The 26,806-nt window shown below is 47.7% G+C and carries 23 protein-coding genes and 1 riboswitch; of the genes, 19 read left to right on the top strand and 4 right to left on the bottom strand.

Annotated elements, in window-relative coordinates; all coding sequences use genetic code 11:
* Nucleotides 1-17: 17 nt before the first annotated feature.
* From rlmB to M3085_RS05750, 10 genes are all read left to right on the top strand, one after another.
* Nucleotides 18-767 carry a 23S rRNA (guanosine(2251)-2'-O)-methyltransferase RlmB gene (gene rlmB, locus M3085_RS05795; protein ID WP_178257149.1) on the top strand — a complete coding sequence of 250 codons (750 nt, stop codon included), beginning with the start codon at nt 18-20 and terminating at the stop codon, nt 765-767.
* A 19-nt stretch (nt 768-786) separates the two neighbouring features.
* On the top strand, nt 787-2,487 hold the full coding sequence (locus M3085_RS05790; RefSeq protein WP_204499247.1) for a tetratricopeptide repeat protein: 1,701 nt from the start codon (nt 787-789) through the stop codon (nt 2,485-2,487).
* A gap of 261 nt (nt 2,488-2,748) precedes the next feature.
* On the top strand, nt 2,749-3,501 hold the full coding sequence (locus M3085_RS05785; RefSeq protein WP_249052505.1) for a DUF3108 domain-containing protein: 753 nt from the start codon (nt 2,749-2,751) through the stop codon (nt 3,499-3,501).
* Between the two features lie 130 nt (nt 3,502-3,631).
* Nucleotides 3,632-3,727, top strand: a riboswitch (TPP riboswitch).
* A gap of 64 nt (nt 3,728-3,791) precedes the next feature.
* Nucleotides 3,792-3,992: a sulfur carrier protein ThiS gene (gene thiS / locus M3085_RS05780; protein ID WP_249052504.1), complete on the top strand. Its 201-nt coding sequence runs from the start codon at nt 3,792-3,794 to the stop codon at nt 3,990-3,992.
* 9 nt (nt 3,993-4,001) lie between these two features.
* Nucleotides 4,002-4,616: a thiamine phosphate synthase gene (locus M3085_RS05775; protein ID WP_249052503.1), complete on the top strand. Its 615-nt coding sequence runs from the start codon at nt 4,002-4,004 to the stop codon at nt 4,614-4,616.
* Between the two features lie 24 nt (nt 4,617-4,640).
* Nucleotides 4,641-5,414, top strand: a complete 774-nt coding sequence (locus M3085_RS05770; RefSeq protein ID WP_191709684.1) for a thiazole synthase — start codon at nt 4,641-4,643, stop codon at nt 5,412-5,414.
* Nucleotides 5,415-5,428: 14 nt separating this feature from the next.
* Nucleotides 5,429-7,120: a phosphomethylpyrimidine synthase ThiC gene (thiC, locus tag M3085_RS05765; protein ID WP_191709685.1), complete on the top strand. Its 1,692-nt coding sequence runs from the start codon at nt 5,429-5,431 to the stop codon at nt 7,118-7,120.
* An 81-nt stretch (nt 7,121-7,201) separates the two neighbouring features.
* Complete coding sequence (thiH, locus tag M3085_RS05760; RefSeq protein ID WP_191709686.1) at nt 7,202-8,323, top strand: 2-iminoacetate synthase ThiH; 1,122 nt, start codon at nt 7,202-7,204, stop codon at nt 8,321-8,323.
* Nucleotides 8,324-8,345: 22 nt separating this feature from the next.
* A complete protein-coding gene (locus tag M3085_RS05755; RefSeq protein WP_178257141.1) occupies nt 8,346-9,038 on the top strand; it encodes a HesA/MoeB/ThiF family protein in 693 nt (230 codons plus the stop codon).
* Between the two features lie 316 nt (nt 9,039-9,354).
* Nucleotides 9,355-9,963 carry a thiamine phosphate synthase gene (locus M3085_RS05750; protein WP_249052502.1) on the top strand — a complete coding sequence of 203 codons (609 nt, stop codon included), beginning with the start codon at nt 9,355-9,357 and terminating at the stop codon, nt 9,961-9,963.
* 188 nt (nt 9,964-10,151) lie between these two features.
* Here the strand turns inward: M3085_RS05750 and M3085_RS05745 are convergent, their stop codons facing one another.
* Nucleotides 10,152-13,454, bottom strand: a complete 3,303-nt coding sequence (locus tag M3085_RS05745) for a DUF5107 domain-containing protein (RefSeq protein ID WP_249052501.1) — start codon at nt 13,452-13,454, stop codon at nt 10,152-10,154.
* Between the two features lie 43 nt (nt 13,455-13,497).
* Complete coding sequence (locus tag M3085_RS05740) at nt 13,498-14,895, bottom strand: sugar porter family MFS transporter (RefSeq protein WP_249052500.1); 1,398 nt, start codon at nt 14,893-14,895, stop codon at nt 13,498-13,500.
* 157 nt (nt 14,896-15,052) lie between these two features.
* Here M3085_RS05740 and M3085_RS05735 point away from each other — a divergent pair, with 157 nt between their 5' ends.
* From M3085_RS05735 to M3085_RS05725, 3 genes are all read left to right on the top strand, one after another.
* Nucleotides 15,053-15,940 carry an AraC family transcriptional regulator gene (locus tag M3085_RS05735; protein WP_204499235.1) on the top strand — a complete coding sequence of 296 codons (888 nt, stop codon included), beginning with the start codon at nt 15,053-15,055 and terminating at the stop codon, nt 15,938-15,940.
* Between the two features lie 287 nt (nt 15,941-16,227).
* Nucleotides 16,228-17,166, top strand: a complete 939-nt coding sequence (locus M3085_RS05730; RefSeq protein WP_178257136.1) for a ribose-phosphate pyrophosphokinase — start codon at nt 16,228-16,230, stop codon at nt 17,164-17,166.
* A 107-nt stretch (nt 17,167-17,273) separates the two neighbouring features.
* Nucleotides 17,274-18,926, top strand: coding sequence for a B12-binding domain-containing radical SAM protein (locus M3085_RS05725; RefSeq protein WP_249052499.1), 1,653 nt, complete (start codon nt 17,274-17,276; stop codon nt 18,924-18,926).
* Between the two features lie 92 nt (nt 18,927-19,018).
* Here M3085_RS05725 and M3085_RS05720 read toward each other — a convergent pair whose 3' ends face one another.
* Nucleotides 19,019-19,969 (bottom strand): PCMD domain-containing protein, encoded by a 951-nt coding sequence (locus tag M3085_RS05720; RefSeq protein ID WP_249052498.1) that lies wholly within the window; start codon nt 19,967-19,969, stop codon nt 19,019-19,021.
* A gap of 122 nt (nt 19,970-20,091) precedes the next feature.
* Complete coding sequence (locus tag M3085_RS05715) at nt 20,092-20,595, bottom strand: SPOR domain-containing protein (protein WP_178257133.1); 504 nt, start codon at nt 20,593-20,595, stop codon at nt 20,092-20,094.
* Between the two features lie 194 nt (nt 20,596-20,789).
* On the opposite strand from M3085_RS05715, the gene M3085_RS05710 reads away from it, so the two are divergent.
* From M3085_RS05710 to M3085_RS05685, 6 genes are all read left to right on the top strand, one after another.
* The gene (locus M3085_RS05710; protein WP_178257132.1) at nt 20,790-20,993 is read left to right on the top strand and encodes a YtxH domain-containing protein; all 204 of its coding nucleotides are present in this window, start codon (nt 20,790-20,792) and stop codon (nt 20,991-20,993) included.
* Nucleotides 20,994-21,070: 77 nt separating this feature from the next.
* The gene (locus M3085_RS05705) at nt 21,071-21,454 is read left to right on the top strand and encodes a phage holin family protein (protein WP_178257131.1); all 384 of its coding nucleotides are present in this window, start codon (nt 21,071-21,073) and stop codon (nt 21,452-21,454) included.
* Complete coding sequence (locus tag M3085_RS05700; RefSeq protein WP_191709693.1) at nt 21,451-21,723, top strand: hypothetical protein; 273 nt, start codon at nt 21,451-21,453, stop codon at nt 21,721-21,723. The genes M3085_RS05705 and M3085_RS05700 overlap by 4 nt, the downstream gene beginning before the upstream one ends.
* Before the next feature lie 224 nt (nt 21,724-21,947).
* Nucleotides 21,948-25,211 (top strand): S41 family peptidase, encoded by a 3,264-nt coding sequence (locus M3085_RS05695; protein WP_249052497.1) that lies wholly within the window; start codon nt 21,948-21,950, stop codon nt 25,209-25,211.
* Between the two features lie 64 nt (nt 25,212-25,275).
* Nucleotides 25,276-25,863 carry a peptidylprolyl isomerase gene (locus M3085_RS05690; RefSeq protein ID WP_178257128.1) on the top strand — a complete coding sequence of 196 codons (588 nt, stop codon included), beginning with the start codon at nt 25,276-25,278 and terminating at the stop codon, nt 25,861-25,863.
* A gap of 86 nt (nt 25,864-25,949) precedes the next feature.
* Nucleotides 25,950-26,795 carry an ATPase gene (locus M3085_RS05685; RefSeq protein WP_249052496.1) on the top strand — a complete coding sequence of 282 codons (846 nt, stop codon included), beginning with the start codon at nt 25,950-25,952 and terminating at the stop codon, nt 26,793-26,795.
* The last annotated feature ends 11 nt before the right edge of the window (nt 26,796-26,806 follow it).

Genomic DNA, 26,806 nt, shown 5'->3' with positions numbered 1-26,806 from the left:
AAGCATATTTTAAAGTTATGATAGAAAAAAACGAAATGATATTTGGCGTAAGAGCCGTAATCGAAGCCATACAGGCGGGCAAGGAAATAGACAAAGTTTTGGTGAAGAAAGATATTCAAAGCGACTTGTCGAAGGAGCTTTTCGCCGCACTGAAAGATACGTTTATCCCGGTACAGCGAGTGCCGGTAGAACGCATCAACCGCATTACGAAAAAGAATCATCAGGGGGTGGTGGCTTTTATCTCACCCATCGCTTACCAGCGCACGGAGGATATCGTGCCTTTCCTTTTCGAGCAGGGTAAGAATCCGTTGCTGCTGATGCTCGACGGACTGACGGATGTACGTAACTTCGGAGCCATTGCCCGCACGTGTGAATGTGCCGGAGTAGATGCCATCATTATCCCTTCGAAAAACAGCGTAAGTGTTAATGCCGATGCCATCAAGACTTCGGCAGGGGCTCTGCATACGCTTCCGGTGTGCCGCGAAAGTAATCTGAAGAATACCATCAACTTCTTAAAAGAAAGCGGATTTAAGATTGTTGCCGCTACCGAAAAAGGTGATTACGATTATACGAAGGGCGATTATACCTCGCCTACCTGCATCATCATGGGGGCGGAAGATACGGGAGTGCCTTACGAACACCTCGCCCTGTGCGACGAATGGATTAAGATTCCGCTGTTCGGCAACATCGAATCGCTTAACGTATCCGTGGCAGCAGGCATCCTGATTTACGAAGCCGTGAAGCAGCGCGGATTTGGAAACGAATAACATAAAATCTTAACATAACATGAAAAAGACAATACTTCTATTAGCCTGCGGGATGTTCTTCCAATGTGGTTGGGCGCAGGAACTTCCCAAGTGGGTAAACAAAGCGCGAAAAGCGGTATTCTCGGTAATTACATATAATAAGGAAAACAAAATCCTGAATACGGGAAACGGATTTTACATTGATGAGAACGGTACTGCTGTGTCTGATTATTCACTGTTTAAGGGTGCCGAACGGGCGGTGGTGGTGACTGCCGACGGCAAGGAATTGCCTGTTACGTTCATCTTAGGGGCTAACGACATGTATGATGTGGTAAAGTTCCGCACGGCTACCGACAAGAAGCCTACGGCGCTTCAGCCTGCCGCGCAAGCTGCTGCCGAAAACGCCACGGTTTACCTGCTGCCTTACTCTACCCAGAAGTCTGCCGACGTTCAAAACGGAACGATAGCAAAGATTGACAGCATCAGCAACAATTCTTTCTATTATACGCTGAACATGCACACCACCGACAAAACCGTGAGTTGCCCGATAATGAACATCAACGGTGAGGTAATCGGATTGTTGCAGAAAAATACGGAAAAAGACAGCAAAGAAAGCTATGCCATCGGGATCGGTTATGCCATGTCGCTTTCTATTTCTGCACTGTCGGGCAGCGATTTTACGCTCAACTCCATCGGCATCAAAAAGGCTTTGCCGGACGATGAATCGCAGGCGCTGGTTTATTTGTATATGCAGTCGTCGCAACTTTCACAGAGTGATTATCTTGAATTGTTGAACGACTTCATTGCTCAGTATCCCAACAACATCGAAGGGTATCAGCGCCGGGCTACTTGTTACATGAATTTCGGCGATGACGAACACAATGCTTTGGCGGAAAAAGAGTTGGAAAAAATGCTTGACATTGCCGAAAACAAGGCGGAAGCTCACTACAACATTGCCAAACTGCTTTATAGCTACAACCTTTCCCTGAACGGCAAACAGCCGTACGGCGACTGGACGCTGGAGCGTGCGCTGAACGAAATCAATGAGTCGCTTGCCGCTTCGCCGGAGGGACTTTACTATCAGGTGCAGGGAGATATTTATTTTGCCATGCAGAAGTATGCCGAGGCATCTGCTTCATACGAGGCGGTAAACCGTACGCCGCTGGCTTCTGCCGCTTCTTTTTATTCGGCAGCCAAAGCCAAAGAGCTGACTCCGGGGGTAGAAATGAAAGAGGTTATCGCACTGATGGACAGCGCCGTGGTTCGTTTCAACAAACCTTACGGGCAGGATGCCGCACCTTACTTGTACGAACGCGCACGGATGAAAAGTGCAGCAGGCGAATACCGCGATGCCGTGCTTGATTATAACGACTTTTACGACGCCATGTTAGGACAGGTTACTGCCGAGTTTTACATGGTACGCCAACAGACGGAAATGCAATGCCGCATGTATCAGCAGGCACTCGACGACATCACGAAAGCCGTAGAAATGGAACCCAACAACTCGGAATATTGGTTGGAAAAGGGTAGCGTACACTTGCGGACCAACCAAGTGGCAGAAGCCATCAAGTCGTTGCAACAGGCCATTGCGCTCGATGCGAACAATGCTGCCGCCTACCGTATGTTGGGATACAGCCAGATACAGCAAAAGCAAAAGAAAGAGGGGCTTGCCAATTTAAAGAAGGCGCAGGAGTTGGGAGACACTGTTGCCGGAAACCTGATTGAGCGGTACAACAAATAAAACGACACTCTCTTACCCATAGAAAAAGGGGACATTCCTGATGTGATTCTACCACAGGAATGTCCCCTTTTTCTATGGGAAGAAACCTGTAACGCTACCCGAAAAGTTACCTGTTTCTATGGGAAGAACTGACTGACACTTCGAATAGAAATTCATCCTCCTTTTCCTTCCTCCCAATCATACATTTTCCACGAAAAAAACATTAGCAGTAATTTATTTTGCCTATTTTTGCAATATACAAACACCAAATTTAATCTTTCTATGAAGAAGACATTGTATTTATTCATGTTGCTGGCTGCCTGCTCAAGTGCAGTGAAAGCACAGTTTTGCAACCCCCAAAAAGGCACATTGCTATATTACGAAACGCGGGATACGGAAAAAGAAACCGTACAAACAGACACATCTTGCATTGTTGACGTTTATAAAAGCGGCGATACATTAATTGTAAAACAAGAAAACTGGGGAAAGCGGGCGGAGTTTGGAGACGCTGCCGAACAAATAACATTCCGATGCGACAACGACAAAACGACCCGCATGACGCTGATGAGTGCTGATTATCTGAAAGAAATGATGTACCGTTATTACCTTGACGGGTATCACCAAGCCAATCCTGAAGAAACCGACGAGGAGAAAATGAAAAAAGGATTTGACGAGTTTATGGAACAGTTGCACTGCGAGGGAGAAGTCTATATTCCGCTGAAAACCGATGCCAAAGCCGGTGACAAATTGCCTGAATCTAAATTCCTTTACAAACTGAAACCGATAAAAATGACTGCTTCCGTCAGCAACGGTACGGTTATCGGATTTGAAACCCTGACTACCGAAGCAGGTACGTTCAACTGTCTGAAGGTGTCCTATCAAGCCAAATACAAGATCATGTTTATCTCTGAAACCACTTATATGACCGAATGGTATGCCGAAAATGTCGGTTTGGTAAAGAGTGAAGAGAGAACCAAACGCGGTAAAGTTATGGCAACAAGTACGCTTGTACGCATTGAGAAACCGTCTATCTGACACTGACAAACATATTAAAATATCCTGACATTTACCACCCAAATGTCAGGATAAAAAAACAACCGATAAAACTTTTTATCTGTTCTTTCTTCGTTATCCCAATCTTTTCTTCTATCTTTGTCGCAATCAAAGTAAAACAAAGGGGTGCCCGACAAAACAGGCTGAGATTATACCCTGCGAACCTGATGCGGTTAGTACCGACGAAGGGATTGTTGCTTGCTGATATTTTTTCTGCTTATTCCCATCCGGGTTCCTCTTTGTATTACTTACCTTTTTAAATACGTTATTATATGAAAATACTGGTAAATAACAAAGAGACAGAGCTTACGGGTGGAAACACCGTAGCCCATTTAGCCCGCCAATTAGAACTTCCCGCTCAGGGAGTTGCCATTGCCCTGCATAACCGCATGGTACCACGTACGGAATGGGAAAACACTCCGCTGAAAGAAAACGACAGTCTGGTAATCATCAAAGCTGCCTGTGGAGGGTAAATCAGAGCTATGGAACTTCAGTTCATCACTCATTTCACGGAGAAATATTCGTATTACGACTCGGCGCGCATGGCACTCGAAGGGGGATGCCGATGGATTCAGTTGCGCATGAAAGATGCTTCACCCGAAGAGGTAGAGCAGGAGGCGTTGCGCGTTCAGGCGCTATGCCGGACGTATCATGCCACATTCATCATCGACGACCATGTAGAACTTGTAAAAAAAATACACGCCGACGGGGTGCATCTGGGCAAGCATGACATGCCTGTAGCCGAAGCACGCCGGCTGTTGGGCAACGGTTTCATCATCGGAGGAACGGCAAACACGTTCGACGACGTGAAGATGCACTACGAGGCGGGAGCCGACTACATCGGGTGCGGACCGTTCCGATTCACCACCACCAAAAAGAACCTCAGTCCGATTCTCGGTCTGGAGGGGTATCGCCGTATCGTATCGCAAATGAAAGAAGCCGGAATTAATCTGCCGATAGTAGCCATCGGAGGAATCACCCGCGAAGACATCCCTGCCATCCTGCAAACCGGAGTAACAGGTGTTGCACTGAGCGGAACCATCCTGCGGGCGGACAATCCTGCGGAAGAAACACGGCGAATTTTAGCTATCAAATAATAAAAAAATTGTAACAAGATAACAATGGAAAAATTAATCATTGCCGGAAAAGAGTTTAACTCACGCCTGTTTTTGGGCACCGGAAAATTCAATTCAAACCAACTGATGGAAGAGGCGATTCTTGCCTCAGGCACGGAAATGGTAACCGTAGCCATGAAACGTATCGAACTGAACGATAAAGAAGACGACATGCTGAAACACATCGTTCACCCGCATATCCAATTACTGCCCAACACGTCGGGCGTACGCACGGCAGAAGAAGCCGTGTTCGCAGCGCAAATGGCTCGCGAGGCTTTCGGCACGAACTGGCTGAAACTGGAAATCCATCCCGACCCGCGTTACCTCCTGCCCGATTCTGTTGAAACGCTAAAAGCCACGGAAGAACTGGTTAAATTAGGATTCGTGGTACTTCCCTACTGTCAGGCAGACCCCACGCTCTGCAAACGTCTGGAAGAAGCCGGAGCAGCCACGGTTATGCCGCTCGCTGCCCCCATCGGTACAAACAAGGGATTACAGACGCGCGACTTCCTGCGTATCATTATCGAGCAGAGTAACGTGCCGGTAGTAGTGGATGCGGGAATTGGTGCACCGAGCCACGCGGCCGAAGCGATGGAAATGGGCGCGGCGGCATGTCTGGTAAACACTGCCATCGCCGTTGCCGGAAATCCGGTGGAAATGGCTACCGCATTTAAAGAAGCCGTTATCGCCGGACGACGTGCCTACGAAGCCGGACTGGGTACGCAGGCTACCAACTTGGTGGCTTCCGCTTCCTCTCCCCTTACAGCATTTCTTAATTAAAAAACAACCCGATTATGGAAAAAGACAATAAAGCATACGCACATGCCGAAAAAGCCTATATGCAAGGCACACTGTTCCCGTTCGTTAAGGTGGGAATGCAGAAAGTAAACCTTACGCCCAGCGTCAGCATCGTAGACGGTAAAAAGGTAATGACCCCGAACGAGCCTGTTTACGTTTACGACACCAGCGGTCCGTTCAGCGACCCGAACATTGAAATCGACTTGAAAAAGGGGCTTCCCCGTATGCGTGAATCGTGGATAACCTCACGCGGCGACGTAGAGCAGCTTCCGTCTATCACTTCAGAATATGGCAAGATGCGCCGCGATGATGCCTCGCTCGATCATTTGCGTTTCGAACATATCGCCCTGCCCTATCGTGCCAAAGCCGGAAAATGCTGTACGCAGATGTATTATGCCAAGCAGGGCATCATTACGCCCGAAATGGAATATGTAGCCATCCGCGAGAACATGAACTGCAAGGAATTGGGCATTGATACCTATATCACTCCGGAATTCGTGCGCGAAGAAATCGCTGCCGGACGTGCCGTACTGCCTGCCAATATCAACCACCCGGAAAGTGAACCGATGATTATCGGACGCAAGTTCCTCGTAAAAATCAATACCAACATCGGTAACTCTGCCACCACATCGAGCATCGATGAGGAAGTAGACAAGGCTGTATGGAGCTGCAAGTGGGGAGGCGATACGCTGATGGACCTCTCAACGGGCGACAACATTCACGAAACGCGCGAATGGATTGTACGCAACTGCCCCGTGCCGGTAGGAACTGTACCTATCTACCAAGCACTTGAAAAAGTGAACGGCAAAGTGGAAGACCTGACGTGGGAAATCTATAAAGATACGCTGATTGAACAGTGCGAACAGGGTGTGGATTACTTTACCATCCATGCCGGAATCCGTCGCCACAACGTTCATCTCGCCGACAAACGCCTGTGTGGTATCGTAAGCCGCGGAGGTAGTATCATGAGCAAGTGGTGTCTTGTCCACGACCGCGAATCTTTCCTCTACGAACATTTCGACGACATCTGCGACATCCTTGCCCAATACGACGTGGCAATCTCTTTGGGAGACGGATTGCGCCCCGGCTGTATTGCCGATGCCAACGACGAAGCCCAATTCGCCGAACTCGACACAATGGGTGAACTCGTAGTACGTGCATGGGAAAAGAATGTGCAAGCCTTCATCGAAGGTCCGGGACACGTGCCCTTGCACAAGATACAAGAAAACATGCAGCGCCAGATAGAACACTGTCATAACGCACCGTTCTATACGCTCGGCCCGCTGGTGACAGACATAGCTCCGGGTTACGACCACATTACTTCTGCCATCGGTGCAGCCCAAATAGGATGGTTGGGAACAGCCATGCTCTGTTACGTTACTCCCAAAGAGCATTTGGGACTGCCGAACCGCGAAGACGTGCGTACGGGAGTCATCACCTATAAGATTGCTGCCCATGCTGCCGACCTCGCAAAAGGTCATCCGGGAGCGCAGATACGAGACAACGCCCTGAGCAAAGCACGCTATGAATTCCGCTGGCGCGACCAGTTCCACTTGAGCCTCGACCCCGACCGTGCATTGGAATACTTCAACGAAGGTCGACATACCGACGGAGAATACTGCACGATGTGCGGACCTAACTTCTGTGCAATGAAACTAAGTAGAGATCTCTCTAAAATTAATAATTAAACAATGAAGAATTAATAACGGAAAGATGCTAACCCAATCTACCGCTGTTAATTGTTACCTTCTAATTATTCATTAAATAAAATGTTCAGCGAAGAATTAGAAAAAATAAATTGGGAAGCCACCACCGAAGCCATCTACTCGAAAACAGAATCGGATGTGCTTCGAGCTTTGGGAAAAGAACATTGCGACGTAGACGACTTCATGGCACTGGTTTCACCGGCTGCCGAGAAATATCTGGAGCCTATGGCGCAACTCAGTCGCAAATACACCGAAGAACGGTTCGGCAAAACCATCTCGATGTTTATCCCTCTGTACATCACCAATTCATGTACGAACTCGTGTGTGTACTGCGGATTCCATATCAGCAACCCGATGGCACGCACCATCCTTACGCCGGAGGAAATAGAAAACGAATACCGCGCCATCAAAAAGCTCGGACCGTTCGAGAACCTGCTCATCGTTACCGGTGAGAATCCTGCCAAAGCGGGAGTTCCGTATCTCGCCAAAGCGCTCGACTTGGCTAAGTCGTATTTCTCGAATCTGAAAATCGAGGTCATGCCGCTCAAAACTGAAGAGTATGCCGAACTGATAAAACACGGCATGAATGGAGTTATCTGTTTCCAAGAAACCTATAACAAGGCGCGGTATAACGTATATCATCCGCGCGGCATGAAATCGAAATTCGAATGGCGCGTCAACGGATTCGACCGCATGGGACAGGCGGGTGTTCACTCCATCGGCATGGGTGTGCTGATAGGATTGGAAGACTGGCGAACAGATGTTACCATGATGGCTTATCACCTGCGTTACCTGCAAAAGCATTACTGGAAAACGAAGTACAGCGTAAACTTCCCGCGTATGCGTCCTGCCGAAAACGAAGGATTCCAACCCAATGTCATTATGAGCGACAAAGAGTTGGCACAGGTAACATTCGCCATGCGTATCTTTGACCATGATGTAGACATTTCGTACTCTACGCGCGAACCGGCTTACATACGCGACCACATGGCTTCGCTCGGCGTAACCACCATGAGCGCGGAGAGTAAGACCGAACCGGGAGGGTATTATACCTACCCGCAGGCACTCGAACAGTTCCACGTAAGCGACGAACGTACTGCCGTAGAGGTGGAACATGCCTTGAAATCGCTCGGACGCGAACCGGTATGGAAAGACTGGGATGCTTCGTTCGATTTCGTAAAGTAATATTTTAAAACATTCGTGATTCATGGAAAGATACAATCGCCAGCTTATCCTGCCCGAAATCGGTGAGGAAGGACAAGCGCGACTGAAACAGGCACGTGTTCTCATTGTAGGCGTGGGGGGCTTAGGCTCTCCCATTGCCCTTTACCTGACAGGGGCGGGAGTTGGAAACATCGGACTGGTAGACGACGATGTGGTAAGCGAAACCAATCTTCAGCGACAAGTGATTTACAGAGAAGACGAAGTGGGACTCTCAAAAGCATTACAGGCGCAAAAGCACTTGCAGGCCTTAAACAGCGAAGTCAACATTGAGGCTTATCCCGTGCGCCTTACTTATGAGAATGCCGAGTCCATCATCGCGCAATACGACATTGTGGTAGACGGATGTGACAACTTTGCCACCCGTTATCTGATAAACGACACGTGCGTCCGTTTAAACAAAGTGTACGTGTACGGTGCCATCCGTGCCTTCGACGGGCAAGTCTCGGTATTCAACTATCGGGGCGGAAAGACGTATCGTGACCTCTTCCCCGACGAAGCGGAAATGCTCTCCATGCCTCATCCGCCCAAAGGGGTCATGGGCTTTACCCCGGGACTGATAGGGTCTGCCGAAGCCAACGAAGTAGTAAAGATTATCTGCGGCTACGGTGAAGTATTGAGTGGAAAACTGTGGCACATCGACCTGAAGACACTGGAAACATATACCTTTTCACTGTAAGCCAATCGCTCTCCGTTTTTACCTCCATCCACATAAACGATAGGGTAAGAACGGAGAGTTTTTTTGCCTCATTTTATCCCCCCGAAAACGCTACCCGAAAGACCAGCAAGTCTTACCCATAGAACCGGGTAACTCATCCGCATGAAACAAGCAACACTACCCATAGCGTTTTTACGGGTAATTACCGTTACATTTTTACCTCCCAACCGAGTCGGAATAAAACAGACTCTTAACGTAACCTATATAAAAACACGCTATTTATTTTGCAGTTTTAAAGGGAGGTTCGTAACTTTGCCGCTATTATTTATTTATAGAAATGAAGTTAATATTAATTACAACTCCCCAATATTTTGTGGAGGAAGACCAAATAATAACTAACCTCTTCGATGAAGGACTTGATATGCTCCATCTGCGAAAACCCGATACGGCATCTGCTTACGCCGAACGACTGCTGACGCTCATCCCCGAAAAATATCGTAAACGCATTGTGGTTCACGACCATTTTTACTTGAAAAACGAATACAAACTGAAAGGAATCCACCTGAGCCACCGCAACCCGATAATCCCCGACAACTATACGGGACACATCAGTGCGTCATGCCACACGCTGGAAGAAGTGGAAGCCGACAAAAAAAATTGCGATTACGTATTTCTAAGTCCGATATTCGACAGCATCTCCAAACAAGGATATCACTCCGCCTTTACAGCCGAGACCATCCGCGAGGCCGCCCGAAAAGGGATTATCGACAAGAAGGTGATAGCGCTGGGCGGAGTAGACGAAGACAACATCCTGCGTGTAAAAGATTTTGGATTCGGAGGTGCTGCCATCATGGGAGCAATATGGAATAAATTCGACCCTGCCACCGACACCAATTATCAGGGACTTATTGACACTTTCCGACGAATCAGGAATCTTGCTGACTAATGTAAGAAAGGCTTTCCTGTAACTATTTATTAAACACTTATTAAAACAATGACATGTGAAATAGATAGGCATATTTCACATGTCATTGTTTATTTTATTCTTCACCGCACCAGAGCAAACATCATCCACCCCACCGCCAACAGAAGAATTGATAACCTTTTATATCCTAACATACTGTTCTTGCTATTTTATAAGACACATGTACCACTTAATTCTGTCAGACTCTCGAACGCTTGAATGCCTTGATGGTTGATGTCAAGCATTTTCACTTCGTCCAGCAGACTGAGTGATTTATCTACGTTACCTAATCCGTAGTATCCCAATGACATCATGTATTTACAGTGGATGATATTGCGCACTTTCAAGTCGTCTTCCCAAATCAGAAGGTCGGGCAACGAAACGGCAAAATAATCTAACTTCACTTTATCGAACAAATGTTTTTCTCCGTATGTAGTCAGCTTGTAGAAACGTCCGTTTGCCTCGTCTTTTCTTCCTAACTTCAGTAACGCCAGTCCCTGATAGAAGATTTTATCCGGTTTGGCATCGTTATAATACAGGGCGGCGGCGGGTTCGGTTGGTCCTAATACTGCTTTTTCCCAACACGTTCTGGCTTGAGCATTATCTCCCATTGCGGCATAGGCGCATCCCAAGAAATAATAAAAATCATTTTCCTGTGCCCCGTAGAGTTTGCCTTCACCCAAATGGTGCGGATAGACCAAACATTCTTCCAACAGCTTAACGGCTTCGGCGTTCTTGCCCTCCTTCAGGCATTTCTTAGCCAGCTCCACACGGGCAAACTGGTATTGCGCCGGGACTTTTCCTTCGCCGCCTTCCCACGGATGGAATAGATGGGCATCCAGCATACTCTTGGCTGCTTCATATTGTCCGGTTTGATTCAGCAAGGTAATTTCTTCCAACACCAAATCATCGCGCTGTGCCACTTGTTCGGGATAATGTTGCAAGAACTTCAAACGCTCGGCGTGAGAGCGATGTACACGTTTGTACAACTGGTCCAGCTCCATCAGCACACGGGCATCTGTTTCATCCAAACGGAACGCCCGCTCCATACATTCAATCGCCTTCTCGGTACAGTTCTGCTTATTGAAATAAGCCAACGCAAGATTCCGCCAAACGGTAGGAAATGCATCATCCAACGCAGCAGAAGTTTCCCATGCCTCGGTAGCCAAATCATACTGACGTTTATCGTAATACAAGTTACCCAAATAGTAAGGAGCCTTCGCGTCTTTCGGATTCTTTTCCATCGCACACTGTAAGGCAAGAATCGCCTCCAGCCGGTTGGGGAAACAGTAATCGGGACACTCAGCAGCAGCTTTCGCAAAGGTCTCATCCGCTCCGTCCAACCGTCCTTGCACCAAACACCAGCCTAAATAATAATACGTCATCGGCGTTACGGCATTTTCAGAAATCGCCACTCTCCATAAGGATGCTGCTTCCGTCCAACAGCCTGCCCCGCAATAATCCAATGCAATCTCGTCGTAATTATGTGCCGAGCCTCTCATCAGTTCTTTCAGTGCCGACAAATCATCGCTTGAGCCCGTCAGCAGATACTTTTCGTACAAGCATCCGAAATTAAAGCGGTCGATATCCAACGACTCGTCTATCAGTTTTAAAGCCTCATCGGTTCTTCCCATACGGCGAAGGATGGTTGTTTTCAGCGCCCTTGCCTTATGGTGATGCCAGTTGCGAATCAGTGAACGGTCGATTTCATCCAATGCGTCTTCCAAGCGGTCTTGCATAATCGATATCTGTGCGCAGGCAAAATAACCGGCATCCTGCCATGCGGCATTCCAACAGGCTTTATAGAAACGTGCGTATGCCTCGTCCATTCTTCCCTGATATTTCAAAGCCAATCCCAGATTATAGATAGGTTCGCCATCGTAAGGATTGGGGTTGCGTTTCTGAAGCGTTCTTACAGCCGTGGTCAGATATTGCTCAGCACGACGGAAACGCCCCTTACGGATATACCACAACCCCAGTGCGTTGTTATTACGCACGTCGATCGGGTCTCGGCGCAAGGCTTCTTCGTAATAATCTACCGGATTATAGGTGGCGTGGCGATATTGTTCCAAATGTAAGCCCGTCAGATAAAGCTGTTCGGTAGTTTTTATTTCTTCAGGCAACAGGGCTGCTTCGGCTGCATCCGGAATGGGTTTAACTTCATCGGGTTCGGCGTGCCAATACAGCAGTTCTTTCCCTTTCGAGGTAATGTCTAAACGCAGGTCGCCAAACCGTTCGTCACCTGTCTCTACCGTTTCATCCAGTAATGCTTCGGGAGTAATGACGACATCTTTCTGATAATAAACCTGCCCCTCTTTACCGCTCAGCGTTACGCATACAGCCTGTTTGGAAGTGGCGAAAATCTTGAAACGAACCTTCCCCTCTCCCTCCGGGTCGATGTTCATCAGCAAATCTTTAGTGGCATTCTTCACTATGCCCAATTCACGGTAAGGCAAGAAATACTGTACGAAACTCTTTTCTTCGTAAGGCTGTAACCAAGTAAAGTCGGGCTGGTTTTCGGTATATACCCCTGCCATCAGTTCAATGTACGGACCGTCTTCGTCGGTCAGGTTACGGTCCCATGCGCGACCGAAGTCTCCGTTTCCCCATGTCCACTGTTTCTTTCCCGGAGATATGTGATGATTTGCCACATGCAACATACCTGCATGAGTATCATTTTCGTATCCTCCTTCAAAATCAAATCGGGAGTTTACCGCCATATACGAGGTAGGCACTTTGATGTTTTTATAGTTGGATATGTCTACTCCGGCAGAGTAATCCATTTTGTAATAAGTACCCGTAGCTATGGGGAAACTGGAAACGGCACGTTTTCCGTGGTCGAATACGGCGTTTATATCGGGCGGAAATACGCTCTGGTAATAATCGTTTACCGCCACTGCCGGATTAGCCCACCAAAGGAAAGTCTGCGGCACTTCGGTACGGTTATAAAGAACCCCCTTTATCTCCAGAAAGGCACATCCCGGACGGAGTGTAAAACCTGCCGCCCCTTTCTGGTGAAACATCCGTTCTATTTCGTTCACCCATACGGTAACACTTCCGTCGGCATTTTCTTCTATTTTCGAATCTACCGGCATATAAGTGCTCGGACGATGGTGTTGCGGCCAGTTAAATTCGATTCCACCCGAAATCCACGGTCCGGCAAGTCCTACCAAAGCGGGCTTGATTACGTGATTGTAATAAATGAAATGACGCTGCTTTATCTTATCATACGCCATCTGCACGCGCCCGCCCAGCTCCGGAAGAATCATTACTTTTATATATTCATTTTCTATAAAGATCGCATTGTAGGCTTTATCCGTTTTCTCGTTCGATATTGATTCAATAACCGGATAAGGATATACCACGCCGCTGCTTCCCTGATATACACGTTTCTCTAAGAATATCGGATTTTTTTCGGGCTTGCCCACTTCGTACGTGGGAATGACAACCCTTTCTTTCCATGCTTTTACCATAATTTATCTGAAGTTTTAAAGTTATTCTGCTATTTGTTTCGTTTTAATTCTTTTGGTTTCCGACCAATATTTCCTCCAAGTTCTCTAAAGACTTTCCTTTGGTTTCGGGCAACGTGCGGATGAAATACACGAAGCCTGCCACACAGATGGCGGAGTAAATCCAGAACGTTCCGTAACTGCCCAGCGCGTGGTTCAGCAGAGGGAAAGTATAGGTAAGCGTAAAACTACCCAGCCACAGGGCGAACGTAGCGGTGGCCATCGCCACGGCACGCACGCGGTTAGGGAAGATTTCGGCAAGCAGTACCCACGTAATCGGACCTAACGACATGGCGTAACAGGCTATGGCAAGCACGACCAGCACCACCATGAAGAAACCGCTCACCTGAAAGAAATAACATGTACCGAGAATCAGGTAGATGCCGCCCAAACCACCGGCTCCCAAGAGCATCAATGAGCGGCGTCCCAAGCGGTCGACTGTATATATTGCCACAACCGTAAAGACAACGTTGGCTATTCCCGTCACTACGATGTTAAACAAGACGTCTCCCAACGAATAGCCCGCCGACTGGAATATCTCTTGTGCATAATTGAATATCACATTCGTTCCGCACCACTGCTGGAATACTGCCACGATCACGCCCAATGTCAATACGCGGCGGAAGGGACGGCTGAACAACAGTTTAAATCCTCCTTTCTCTTGCTTGTCGCCCGCTGTCTGCGTCATCCGCGAGAGTTCTTCGTCGGCATACGTCCCGCCACCGATATGGTTCAACACTTCGCGGGCGATATTCACCTTCCCGTTCATTGCCAGCCAGCGCGGACTTTCGGGGATAAAACAAGCCAATATCAAGAAGGCAGCAGCAGGAAAAGCAGCTCCCCAAAACATCCATCGCCAACCCATCTGCCCGTTCCACGACATGCAGATATCCGCCGGAGTAAACGTATCGGGGATGGGGTCGGCTATCTGCCAGTTGGCTATCTGCGCTCCCAAGATTCCCAAAACAATGGTCAACTGATTAAGCGACACCAAACGCCCGCGCACGGATGCCGGCGCTACTTCGGCAATATACATCGGCGACAAGCCCGAAGCAATGCCAATGCCGATACCGCCCAAGAAGCGTGCCACCAAAAACCAGTTAAATTCCGAAAAAGCTCCGGTAGCGTATGCCGAAGACAAGAAGATAAACGCCGAAACCAGCAAAAGCGGTTTCCGTCCGTAGCGGTCTGCCATCATGCCGGCAACCATTGCCCCTATCAGGCATCCCAGCAAGGCAACACTCATGGCAAGCCCCTGCATTACGGGCTTATCGGCTATCCCGAAATAGAGTTCGTAAAAGGGTTTGGCACCTCCGATAACCACCCAGTCGTATCCGAACAGGAGTCCGCCCATAGCAGACACCAGACAGATAAAATAAACAAATCGTTTGTTGTACATTCCCATGATATCAGATTATTAATTATTGTTTTTCAGGTAGGGCAAAGGTACGCAGCAAAGGGCTGGCAAAAAATGGAATCTTTCGTCGAGAACATGGACAATCTTATTATTTATCGCTATATTTGCCGGCAGAACCTTACCCTTCCCATTACATCTATATATTATGGTACGACTGAAAAACGGTTTCAACGGAGAGCGGGCAATCGTTTTGCCCCAACTCATTATCCGGATGATGGAAAAAGATCCGCTGGTTTCCATGCTCCACATTACGGACATCGGCTATTATCCCAAAGCCCTTCACCACTTTCGGGAAAGGAAACAGCCCATCGATCAGTATGTTTTCATTTACTGCATCAACGGGTCGGGATGGTTCCGCATCAACGAACGCGAGTACGCCGTCTCTTCCAACCAGTATTTCATACTCCCCGCCGGAGTTCCGCACGCCTACGGAGCAAGCCCCGATACGCCGTGGACGATTTACTGGATTCATTTTAAGGGAACGCTTGCCCCCTATTACGCACAGAAGGCGGTACATCCGGTAGACATACGTCCGGAGATTCATTCGCGCATCAGTAACCGCATCAACCTGTTCGAGGAGATATTCAACACGCTGGCGTCGGGCTACAGCAACGAGAACCTGCACTATGTGTCTTCTTTGTTTCATTACTATTTAGGCTCGTTGAAATACGTTCAGCAGTACCGTAACGCGGGCGAACACCAGACTGACGATGAGAACCTTTCGGAAATAGCCATCCACTACATGAAAGAGAATCTGGAGAAACACCTTACGCTCGAAGAGCTTGCAGAGCATATCGGCTATTCGCCCTCACACTTCTCAATGCTTTTCAAGAAAAAAACAGGACACAGCCCGCTGTCGTATTTCAACCTGCTGAAGATACAGGAAGCATGTTTCATGCTCGATACTACCGGCATGAAGATAAACCAAATCTGCTACAAAGTAGGCATCGAAGACATGTATTATTTTTCAAGATTATTTCATAAAATAATGGGAATCTCACCGCGAGAATACCGGAAACTTAAAAAAGGATAGCGCATATAATCACCTGAAAATCAATAGCCATTTATATCGAAAAACGCTATGGGTAGCGTTACTCATCTTATGCGGTAGCGTTGACCGGTTCTACCCATAGGACCAAGGCACCTTCCGAATAGAATTTTCAAAGCCTTCGTGTCATGCCGGGCAACGTTTGAGCTTGTTCTAATTTTTCAATAAGGCATTTTTTTTATTTTTTATGAAAATCTTTTGTCCGACTTAAAGAAATGGCGTAAATTTGCATTTCATAATAAATATTTAGGCAATATATCTATTTAAAAACAATGAGCGGAACAACACCTTTTAAGGTATTCTCGGGTACAAATTCGAGATACCTCGCAGAAAAAATCTGCAACAGCTTGGGCTGTGAACTTGGTAATATGAACATTACCCACTTCGCCGACGGCGAATTTTCTGTTTCTTACGAAGAGTCTATTCGTGGACAGTACGTGTTCTTGGTTCAATCTACTTTCCCTAACTCTGATAACTTGATGGAACTGCTCCTGATGATTGATGCCGCTAAACGTGCATCCGCCAAGAGTATTATTGCCGTTATCCCTTATTTCGGATGGGCGCGTCAAGACCGCAAAGACAAGCCCCGTGTTTCCATCGGAGCAAAATTGGTGGCAGACTTACTGAGAGTGGCAGGCATCGACCGACTAATTACTATGGACCTTCACGCTGACCAGATTCAGGGTTTCTTCGACATCCCGGTAGACCATCTGTATGCTTCTACCATCTTCCTTCCTTACATTCAGTCGCTTAAATTGCCCGACTTGGCGATTGCTACTCCCGACGTGGGAGGCTCGAAACGTGCGAGCAGCTATGCCAAGTTCTTGGATGTACCTTTGGTATTGTGTCATAAAACACGCGAAAAAGCCAACGTGGTAGCTTCCATGCAAATCATCGGTGACGTGAAAGACAAAAACGTTATCCTGATTGACGACATGGTAGATACTGCCGGAACCATTACCAAAGCTGCCGACATTATGAAGGAAGCCGGTGCACGCTCGGTACGTGCCATCGCTTCTCACTGTGTGATGTCGGGCCCGGCTTCGGAGCGCGTACAAAACTCACAGCTGGAAGAACTGGTGTTTACAGACAGTATTCCTTATTCTAAACGTTGCGCCAAAGTCAGACAACTGTCTATCGCCGACATGTTTGCCGAAACGATACGCCGCGTAATGACTAACGAGTCTATCAGTTCGCAATACTTGATTTAAGTTATATTTTCCGGGCACGGGATTCATGGAACGCCGGACGATGAGGGTTCTCATCGCCGGAACGACTGACATGAAGCCCGTGCCCGATTTTCATCCATCCCCCTCTCATGAAAATCCTTTGGCTCGACTTAAACAGTTCTTACGCCCATTCTTCACTGGCTCTCCCCGCCCTCCACGCACAGGTAATGAACGATACGTCATGGGAGTGGACCGTGATTTCTGCTACCATCAATGAAAATCCCGGCATGATAGCCGGAGACATCTGCCGACACCGCCCCGACATCGTTGCTGCTACCTGCTGGCTTTTCAGTCATGAGGCGCTCATCCACATCCTTGCAAGGGTGCACGCCATGCTGCCCGACTGTGTCATCGCGTTGGGTGGTCCTGAATTTTTAGGAGACAATGAAGATTTCCTGCGCCGGAATCCCTTTATATCGTGCGTGTTTCGCGGTGAAGGAGAAGAGGCTTTTCCGCAATGGCTTTCGGCATGGAACCGCCCGGAGGAATGGAGCGATATTGCCGGACTGTGTTACATGGACGCACAAGGGGCGTATAACGACAACGGGCTGGCGCGCGTGCTTGCCTTCAACCGCCTGACGGCTCCCGAAGAAAGTCCGCTGTTTAATTGGGGCAAACCTTTCGTGCAGTTAGAAACTACACGCGGATGTTTCAACACGTGTGCTTTCTGTGTAAGCGGAGGCGAGAAACCGGTGCGTACACTTCCGCTGGATGTTATCCGCCAACGCATCGAAACCATCCGCCGGCACGGGATACGGGATATCCGCGTACTCGACCGCACGTTTAATTACAACTCCCGCCGTGCCTCGTCGCTGCTCCGGCTCTTCCGCGAGTTTCCCGGACTGCGTTTCCATTTGGAAATTCATCCTGCCTTACTTTCCGATGAAATAAAAGTGGAACTCGCCCAAATGCCTCACGGGTTACTGCACTTGGAGGCAGGAATCCAAAGCCTGCGGAAAGAGGTCTTGGAAACCAGTATGCGGCGTGGCGAGCTGTCTGCCGCCCTCGAAGGGCTGCGCTACCTCTGCTCGCTCGCGAACATGGAAACCCATGCCGACCTGATAGCCGGACTGCCGCTCTATCGGTTAGAAGAAATATTCGAAGATGCACGTACCCTTGCCGGATACGGTACGGGAGAAATACAGCTCGAATCATTGAAGTTGCTGCCCGGCACGGAAATGCGTCGGCGTGCCGCAGAGTTGGGCATACGCTTCTCTCCTCTCCCTCCCTACGAAGTTTTACAGACAAGAGAGATAAGTCCCGACGAACTTCAAACCGCGCGGCTGCTTTCACGGCTGCTCGACGGATTCTACAACGCCAAAGCATGGCAGGGCATTACGCGCAGACTGATGATTCGGTACGCAGATTTTCTGCACCGCTTCCTCGACTACCTGACAGAGCAACGTGTAGCCGACCAGCCGCTGAGCCTCGAACGCCGGGGAATCTTGCTCTACGACTTTTGTAAGATGTACTATCCCGACCATCTCACAGCCGTCTCCCTCGCATGGATAGAGGCAGGCATGTCGCTGAAGAAACAACCTGCCGAGCGCGTACGTACCAAGCATGTTGTCCCTCCTGCCCGCTGGGACATTCTTTATGGTACGTATCACGAACAACTCCGGCTCTGCAAACTGACAGACGAGCGTGATAATCTGTGTTACTGGTATGGTTTTGAAACCGAAAGCCAATCGCCACGACCTGTATTCAAGGCACAATCTGCATCGGAACAATCGGAAGTGTAATTCCAAATCCCCACAAAAAAGCCAATGCCGTCCGTTTCCCAAGTTGAAACGGACGGCATTGGCTTTCTCTGTTCAGACGGTTAAACGCCTGCTTAATATACCAAATTCACATTATCAATCCAAATCTTATTGCCCGGAGAACCTACAAAAGCACCGCCGAGGCTTGAGGTAAACTGAAGTATCAGATGGGTAGGCTGTTCATCGACATCGGCCCATCCGGTTTCCTGTATCAACACACTCTCACCCTTCTTGTTGCGTGCATAATAATGTCCTACACCCAACTTCATCAAATCAGGAACGTAACGGCTGTCGTGAGTAATGTCGCCGTACATGATTTCGTAAGTTGCCCCGTTCTGCCAACCTTGCGTCTTGTTATATTTCACGGCAATCGTTCCCACACGTTTGGCTATGATGTTTCCGTCGGCATCCTCTGTGCGCTTCTGAAGCAGGCAAGTCATGATAGCACAATCCTGTCCGGGAACTGTTTCTTTCCGGCTGAACCCCGTCTGGCGAATACGGTCGGGCTGTCCGGACATTTCCACCTTATAATCGTAACGCACAGCTTTCGGACGTCCGGTAAAGGGTACTCCCATATTCAGAGCCTTTTCGCCGTCTTTTGTTCCGGTGATAGGTTCTTTCATGTCGCCCAAATACAGCGAGCCCGAAGCAAGTACGGTAATGTTTACTAATCCCAAAACCTTTACTTTCTCGATATGAGTTTCCAAACGGGCACAATAACCGTCGCCACGCTTTTCGGGGTAGACACTGGTATTCGTCTTAACAATCCCCATTACCTTCGCCATCACATTAGAATTTGCCCACGGAGAACCTCCCAAATTAACGTATGCTACATTTCCATCTATTTCCTGTGTAGGCCCTACTTCGTAAAGCAATTTAGTATTTCCACCAATGATACCCGACTCATGGATACGGCGTGTTATCCACTGATCCATGTCGCCGTATTTCACAGGAACGACTTTCTCCTGTGCTGTCAGCGAAGCGAAAGAAAGTAATGCCAAAGATAAGCTAATCAAATATTTCATGTTTATAAGTTTGTTCTTATGTTTCGGCTGCAAAGGTATAAAAAAAAGCGATAGTTTTCACACCATCGCTTTTAATCCGAAATATAGAATAATAATTCTTACTTTCTTTCCAGCCTACAATCTTAATATACGCGTGAAAGCAACCATGCTTCTTGGAAGTCATCGCGGTTCGGATATTTTGCTTTGAAAGCATCACGTGCGCGAACGGCTTCAGAGCGGGTATCGAATGATTCCACAGCTACACGGTACATGTTCCGTTCGGCATTGTAAACCACCTTAGCATTGTATCCTTCGTTGTCCAACCAAGTTTTCAGCCCATCCGCATTCGCTTTTACACCAAAGCTACCGCAGATAACACTGTAAGCTTTCAGTCCATCACCCGATACCAATTCTACTTTTTCCTCTCGCACAGGAGCTGTAGTTTCTACCGGAGTAGTTACAGGAGCAGGCTCTACTACGGGTGCGGGTTCTGCCGGAGCTGTCGTTTCGGCTGCGTTGGCTGCTTCCGCCAATTCTTGTTGTTTAGCCTTTTCATAAGCTCTTTTGTAGGCGCTTTCGTTTGATTTGCAGGAAGAGAATGCCAACGCCACGCATAATCCCATTCCTAATACAACAACCTTCTTCATTGTTCTTTTTGTTATTTTGGTTATATACAGTCGTTAAATGATGCTACAAAAGTAGCAATATAAACCGTGCCTGCCTATTAAAATCTGTTAATAATATGTTTTATCAAACGTCTGGATGCATTTTCTTTAAAAAAAAGAACAATGTATCAGGATATTTATTAGATTTGTAAGGTAATAACTAAAAACACATACGTATGAAAGCATTAAGTATTGTAGCTGCATTCTTAGGCGGTGTTACCTTAGGAGCAGCAGCCGGTATCTTGTTCGCCCCCGAAAAAGGTGCGGATACTCGCAGAAAAATAGCTGAAGTTCTTCGCAAGAAAGGCATCAGACTAACGCGCGACGAAATGGATGATTTGGTTGACCAAATCGCGGCAGAAGTGAAAGACGCCGAATAGTTTTAGAAAAAAATGGCTGGCAGGCTTTTACGGAAATGTAAAGGTCTGCCTTTTTTATTAACTAACCAAAACTTTTTATGTTTGCCAACGACAAGAGCATAGACAATCTTGAAGCGCTGTTTAAAGAAGCACGCAAGTATATCAACTTACAAGGTGAGTATTTAAAGCTCAATCTGGTAGAGAAACTTACCATTCTGCTGTCTACACTCATCGTGATTCTGCTGATAATCATTCTCTGCATGATGGCTTTGTTTTACTTCTCATTCATGCTGGTTTACGCCATAGCCCCGCTGGTGGGCAGCCTCATCGGAGGATATGCAGTCATCGGAGGAATCTTATTGCTGCTTGCCCTGATTATTTATCACATGCGCAGAGAACTTATTTTTCAGCCGATGGTGAATTTCCTCGCGCGGCTGTTTCTTGACGAGTCTAACAACAAAGAAAAAGAAGATATAAAATGAATCAGCAACTCCCTACGCCTCACAAGGTATATACCATAGAATCTATCACCAACCTGCGGAAAGCAAAACAGGAAGAACTGCGCCGCTCACGCCAGCGAATGCAGTCGATTACCGAAAACCTTTTTGCTCCACAACAGAGCAAGAACAAAATGGAAAATCTTTTACAGCACGTCAATGCGGGCATAGCGGCTTACGATGGTATCCGCACCGGCATGATGGTGCTGAACCGCATACGTGCTTTTTTCGGGAAGAAGAAAAAAAGAAGCTGATTATAAAGCTATTAAAACCTTTCCGGTCGATGAAAGCGCAAGAAAAATCCCTTGCCGATACGCCACTGAAAACGCTACCCGTAGCGTTACTCACTCCATGCGGTAGTGTTTAGCATTTCTACCCGTAGGATTCGTCGGTGCTATGGGTAGCGTTTTTCAGGCTTCCGGCAAGACCGGGCAACGCTTTAAACAAGAAGAATACATATATCGAAAAATTTATACAAATGAGACACAAGTTACTGGTTTTGGCGGCACTGGGCTTCAGCGCAATCGCCAACGCACAAGAAAATCCGTTGTGGCTACGCTATTGTGCCATCTCGCCCGACGGGACACAGATTGCTTTTACATATAAAGGAGATATTTACACCGTCCCTTCCGTTGGAGGAAAGGCTACCCAGCTCACCACAAATGCTGCCCACGATACGCACCCCGTATGGAGTCCTGACGGAACGCAGATTGCTTTTTCTTCGGCACGCGAGGGGAGCATGGATGTTTACATCATGAGTAAAGAAGGAGGAGCACCACGCAGGCTGACATCGCATTCGGGAGGGGAATTTCCTATCGCTTTCCTCGGCAACGACCGGCTGCTTTTTGCCGCTGCCGTCATGCCCGATGCGCAAGATATGACTTTCCCCAGCAGTCAGTTTCCGCAAGTGTACGAGGTAAGTACGATGGGAGGACGTCCTGCCCTGTTTTCATCAATTCCGATGGAGGACATCAGCGCCAGAAGCGACGGGGCTTTGCTGTATCATGACAAGAAGGGTTACGAGGATACGTGGCGCAAACATCATACGTCGTCCATCACCCGCGACATCTGGCTGAGCCTGCCCGGAAACGGCGGACGTTCTTATCAGAAACTCACAACATTCAAGGGTGAAGACCGCACGCCGGTATGGACTGCCGATGGGAAGGCGTTTTATTACCTGAGTGAAAACAAAGGTTCGTTTAACGTCTTCAAACGTAATATCGATGGTACGGAAGAAACCCAGATTACACACCATGAGAAACACCCCGTACGTTTCCTCACTGCTGCCGCTGACGGCACACTGTGTTACGGATATAATGGAGAAATCTATACCATAAAAGAAGGAAGCGAGCCGAAGAAGGTGCAGATAAGCATCGTAACCGATAAAAACGATAAAGACTTGATACGCCAGATCCGTACGTCGGGGGCTACGGAGATAGCTGTGTCGCCCGACGCGAAAGAAGTGGCATTCGTGCTCCGTGGAGATGTATTCGTAACCTCGGTTGAGTATAAAACGACCAAACAGATTACCAATACGCCGGAACAGGAACGAACCATCGACTTTGCTCCAGACGGACGCAGCATCGTATATGCCTCGGAGCGCGACGGATTGTGGCAGATTTACCAGACATCGTTGGTTAATAAAGAAGAGAAACTCTTTACGTATGCCACCGACTTGAAAGAAGAACGGCTGACGAATACCAACGTGGCGTCTTTCCAACCTAAATACAGTCCTGACGGCAAGAAAGTGGCTTACTTGGAAAACCGCACTACCTTGCGCATAATCGATTTGAAAGACAAATCGGTACGCACAGCAATGGACGGTAAGTTTGAATACTCTTACAGCGACGGCGACCAATGGTTTGAATGGAGTCCCGACAGCCGCTGGCTGCTTTCGGGTTACATCGGAACGGGCGGATGGAATAACAAAGATGTAGCTTTGGTAAACGCTTCGGGCAATGGTGAAATTCATAACCTGACCGAAAGCGGATATACCGACACCAACGCCAAATGGGTACTCGACGGCAAGGCTATGATTTGGGAAAGTGACCGCGCCGGCTATCGCAGCCACGGCAGTTGGGGAGCAGAGAGTGATATTTACATCATGTTTTTCGACCTTGATGCTTACGAACGTTTCCGCATGAGCAAAGAAGAGTTGGCATTGCTGGAAGAAAAAGAGAAAAAAGATAAGGAAGCAGAGGAAGACAAGGAGGACAAAGGAAAGAAAAAAGACGATAAGAAGGATAAGGAAAAGGATAAGGAGGTAGAACCGCTGACGTTCGACCTTGAGAATTGCCGCGACCGGATTATGCGCCTCACGGTAAATTCATCCCGGCTGGGCGATGCCATCCTTACGCCGAAAGGAGATAAACTTTATTATCAAGCGGCTTTCGAGGGAGGATATGACCTTTGGTCGCACGACTTGAAAGAAAACAAAACCGAAATCGTTCTTAAAAATGTAGGTTACGGTTCGCTCATAGCCGACAAAGAGGGCAAAAACGTTTTCTTATGCAGTCAGGGAAATCTCAAGAAAATCGACATCGAGAAAGAGGAAACCAAACCCATCGAATTTGAAGCCGTATTCAATTATCGTCCGTATGGCGAACGCGAATACATGTTCGACCATGTATGGCAGCAGGTTATGGACAAGTTCTACGTGCCCGACCTTCACGGTGCCGACTGGAAAGGTTATCGCGAAAGTTACTCGCGCTTTTTGCCTTACATCAATAACAATTACGACTTTCAGGAACTGTTGAGTGAGATGCTGGGCGAACTGAACGGCTCACACACAGGAGCGCGCTACTACGCCCCCGGAGCAACGCTGCCCACGGCATGTTTAGGCTTATTCTATGATAACACTTATACGGGCGACGGACTGAAGATTAAGGAAATCATAGCCAAAGGTCCGTTTGCCGTCAAGAAAACCGACGTTACGGAGGGATGTATCATCGAAAAAATAGACGGACAGCCGATTAAAAAAGATACCGATTATTACCCGTTCTTGGAGGGCAAGGCAGGCAAACAGGTACATCTGGCTATCTATAACCCATCGAACGGAAAACGGTTCGACGTAACCGTAAAGGCTATCAGCATGGGCGAACAGTGGGACTTGCTTTACAAACGTTGGGTTAAGCGCAACGAGCAGTTGGTAGAAAAATTATCGAACGGACGTATAGCATACGTACATGTGGAAGGCATGGACAGCCCAAGCTTCCGCACGGTTTACAGCGAGCTGTTGAGCGACAAAAACCGGAACAAAGAAGCGGTTATCGTTGATACACGCCATAACGGAGGCGGATGGTTACACGACGACCTCGTTACCCTGCTGAGCGGTAAAGAATATCAGCAGTTTGTTCCACGCGGACAATACATCGGCAGTGACCCGTTCAACAAATGGCTCAAGCCTTCGTGCGTAATGGTATGTGAAGACAATTACAGTAACGCGCATGGTTTCCCGTGGGTATATAAAGAACTGAAGATAGGCAAACTGATAGGTGCGCCCGTACCGGGAACGATGACTGCCGTGTGGTGGGAAAGCCTCATCGACCCCAGCATCGTATTCGGTATTCCTATCGTAGGATGCAGAGACATGCGCGGAAACTACATGGAAAATCATGAACTTCAGCCCGACATTGAGGTGTATAATGCTCCCGAAAAGTCGCTGAAAGGCGAAGACCAGCAACTGGAAGCTGCCGTGAAAGAAATGCTGAAAGAAGCCGACATGAACAAAAAAGCAAACTGAAAACAACAATAGAAATCATTTTATTTTGTACCTTTGCATTCTATCTTAACAACTATTTTATTATATGGAAAATAAATACATCACAGTGGCATATAAGCTGTATGCTATTACAGACGGACAAAAAGAACTTTTGGAGGAAGCTCCGGCAGCACATCCTTTCCAGTTCATCTCCGGCATCGGTTACACGCTCGACAGATTTGAAAAAGAAATCGTGGCACTGGCTAAGGGCGATGATTTCAATTTCACCATCCCTTGTGCCGAAGCCTACGGAGAACGAAACGAAGATAATGTACGCCAAGTTCCGAAATCGATGTTCTGCGGTCCCGACGGCAAGTTTGACAGCGATAATATCTTTGAAGGAAACATCATCATGCTGAACGATGCGGAAGGCAATCGCTTTTATGCCAACGTGGGAGAAATAGGCGACGATAAAGTTGTACTTGACCTGAATCACCCACATGCAGGAAAAGACTTGATTTTCGAAGGAAAGGTTATCGAAATGCGCGATGCCACAAACCAAGAAGTTACCGAAATCCTGAACATGATGAGCGGCGAAGGCTGTGGAGGAGGATGCGAAGGCTGCGGAGGCGGATGCGGCGAACATCACGAAGAAGATGGATGCTGCGGAGGCGGATGCGGGCATTGTCATTAATAGATTTCTTTATTACAAACACGGATTGTACGATCTATGAGCGTACAGTCCGTGTCTCATTTTAACCTTATAACAAACCTATTTCTGTGATTCTACTTGCAGACAGTGGAGCAACAAAAACCGATTGGTGTATTGCTAATACTTCATCGGGGTATACCATCATACAGACCGAAGGAATCAATCCGTTCCATCAGCCTGAAAGCCATATACGGGCTATCATCGAAAACCAACTGTTGCCATCACTGCCTTGTTCTACACGCGATATTCAAGCTATTTTTTTCTACGGAGCCGGTTGTATTCCTTCACAAAAAGGCAGTATCAACAACGCTTTACAAAACAACTTTCCTCAGGCTACTTTCAGCGTAGAAAGTGACTTGTTGGGAGCTGCACGCGCTTTATGCAAACACCGCGAAGGAATTGCCTGTATTTTAGGAACGGGTTCCAATTCATGCCTGTACGACGGAGAGCGTATCGTTCGAAACATTTCCCCGCTGGGATATATTTTAGGCGATGAAGGCAGTGGGGCTTACTTAGGAAAACGCTTTTTAAGCGATTGCCTGAAAGGATTATTACCTGACCGAGTTAGCAACGAGATGTTGGACGAGCTTCAGCTTACCGCTGCCGATATACTCGAAAAAGTGTATCGCCAACCGCAAGCCAACCGTTTTCTTGCCGGCATCGTACCTTGCATTCATAAACATAAAGCAATACCTGAAATACATTCTTTCCTGACCGATTGTTTTTCGGATTTCATCCGTCGCAACGTATTGCCCTACCATGCCTCACTTCCTGTCTCTTTCACAGGCTCGGTAGCGTGGTTTTTCCAAGAAGAAATAAAAGAAACACTGGCTTCGCTGAACCTTACAACCGGCATATTTGTTAAAAATCCCATTAAGGAACTGGTAGATTATCATCTTAGAATCTGCCGATAAAGACAGACAAT

The sequence above is a fragment of the Bacteroides caecicola genome (genome assembly GCF_023337095.1).
In the GTDB taxonomy this organism is placed as follows: Bacteria; Bacteroidota; Bacteroidia; order Bacteroidales; family Bacteroidaceae; genus Phocaeicola; species Phocaeicola gallinarum.
This window is presented reverse-complemented; position numbering and strand designations above follow the sequence as displayed.

Coding starts and splice junctions, on each gene's coding strand:
- M3085_RS05720 (WP_249052498.1), bottom strand. CDS start 19,969: ATGAAATATTTGATTAGCTTATCTTTGGCATTACTTTCTTTCGCTTCG.
- M3085_RS05690 (WP_178257128.1), top strand. CDS start 25,276: ATGGAAAATAAATACATCACAGTGGCATATAAGCTGTATGCTATTACA.
- M3085_RS05730 (WP_178257136.1), top strand. CDS start 16,228: ATGAGCGGAACAACACCTTTTAAGGTATTCTCGGGTACAAATTCGAGA.
- M3085_RS05710 (WP_178257132.1), top strand. CDS start 20,790: ATGAAAGCATTAAGTATTGTAGCTGCATTCTTAGGCGGTGTTACCTTA.
- M3085_RS05700 (WP_191709693.1), top strand. CDS start 21,451: ATGAATCAGCAACTCCCTACGCCTCACAAGGTATATACCATAGAATCT.
- thiC (WP_191709685.1), top strand. CDS start 5,429: ATGGAAAAAGACAATAAAGCATACGCACATGCCGAAAAAGCCTATATG.
- thiS (WP_249052504.1), top strand. CDS start 3,792: ATGAAAATACTGGTAAATAACAAAGAGACAGAGCTTACGGGTGGAAAC.
- M3085_RS05755 (WP_178257141.1), top strand. CDS start 8,346: ATGGAAAGATACAATCGCCAGCTTATCCTGCCCGAAATCGGTGAGGAA.
- M3085_RS05715 (WP_178257133.1), bottom strand. CDS start 20,595: ATGAAGAAGGTTGTTGTATTAGGAATGGGATTATGCGTGGCGTTGGCA.
- rlmB (WP_178257149.1), top strand. CDS start 18: ATGATAGAAAAAAACGAAATGATATTTGGCGTAAGAGCCGTAATCGAA.
- M3085_RS05750 (WP_249052502.1), top strand. CDS start 9,355: ATGAAGTTAATATTAATTACAACTCCCCAATATTTTGTGGAGGAAGAC.
- M3085_RS05740 (WP_249052500.1), bottom strand. CDS start 14,895: ATGGGAATGTACAACAAACGATTTGTTTATTTTATCTGTCTGGTGTCT.
- M3085_RS05775 (WP_249052503.1), top strand. CDS start 4,002: ATGGAACTTCAGTTCATCACTCATTTCACGGAGAAATATTCGTATTAC.
- M3085_RS05785 (WP_249052505.1), top strand. CDS start 2,749: ATGAAGAAGACATTGTATTTATTCATGTTGCTGGCTGCCTGCTCAAGT.
- M3085_RS05735 (WP_204499235.1), top strand. CDS start 15,053: ATGGTACGACTGAAAAACGGTTTCAACGGAGAGCGGGCAATCGTTTTG.
- thiH (WP_191709686.1), top strand. CDS start 7,202: ATGTTCAGCGAAGAATTAGAAAAAATAAATTGGGAAGCCACCACCGAA.
- M3085_RS05745 (WP_249052501.1), bottom strand. CDS start 13,454: ATGGTAAAAGCATGGAAAGAAAGGGTTGTCATTCCCACGTACGAAGTG.
- M3085_RS05790 (WP_204499247.1), top strand. CDS start 787: ATGAAAAAGACAATACTTCTATTAGCCTGCGGGATGTTCTTCCAATGT.
- M3085_RS05695 (WP_249052497.1), top strand. CDS start 21,948: ATGAGACACAAGTTACTGGTTTTGGCGGCACTGGGCTTCAGCGCAATC.
- M3085_RS05725 (WP_249052499.1), top strand. CDS start 17,274: ATGAAAATCCTTTGGCTCGACTTAAACAGTTCTTACGCCCATTCTTCA.
- M3085_RS05770 (WP_191709684.1), top strand. CDS start 4,641: ATGGAAAAATTAATCATTGCCGGAAAAGAGTTTAACTCACGCCTGTTT.
- M3085_RS05705 (WP_178257131.1), top strand. CDS start 21,071: ATGTTTGCCAACGACAAGAGCATAGACAATCTTGAAGCGCTGTTTAAA.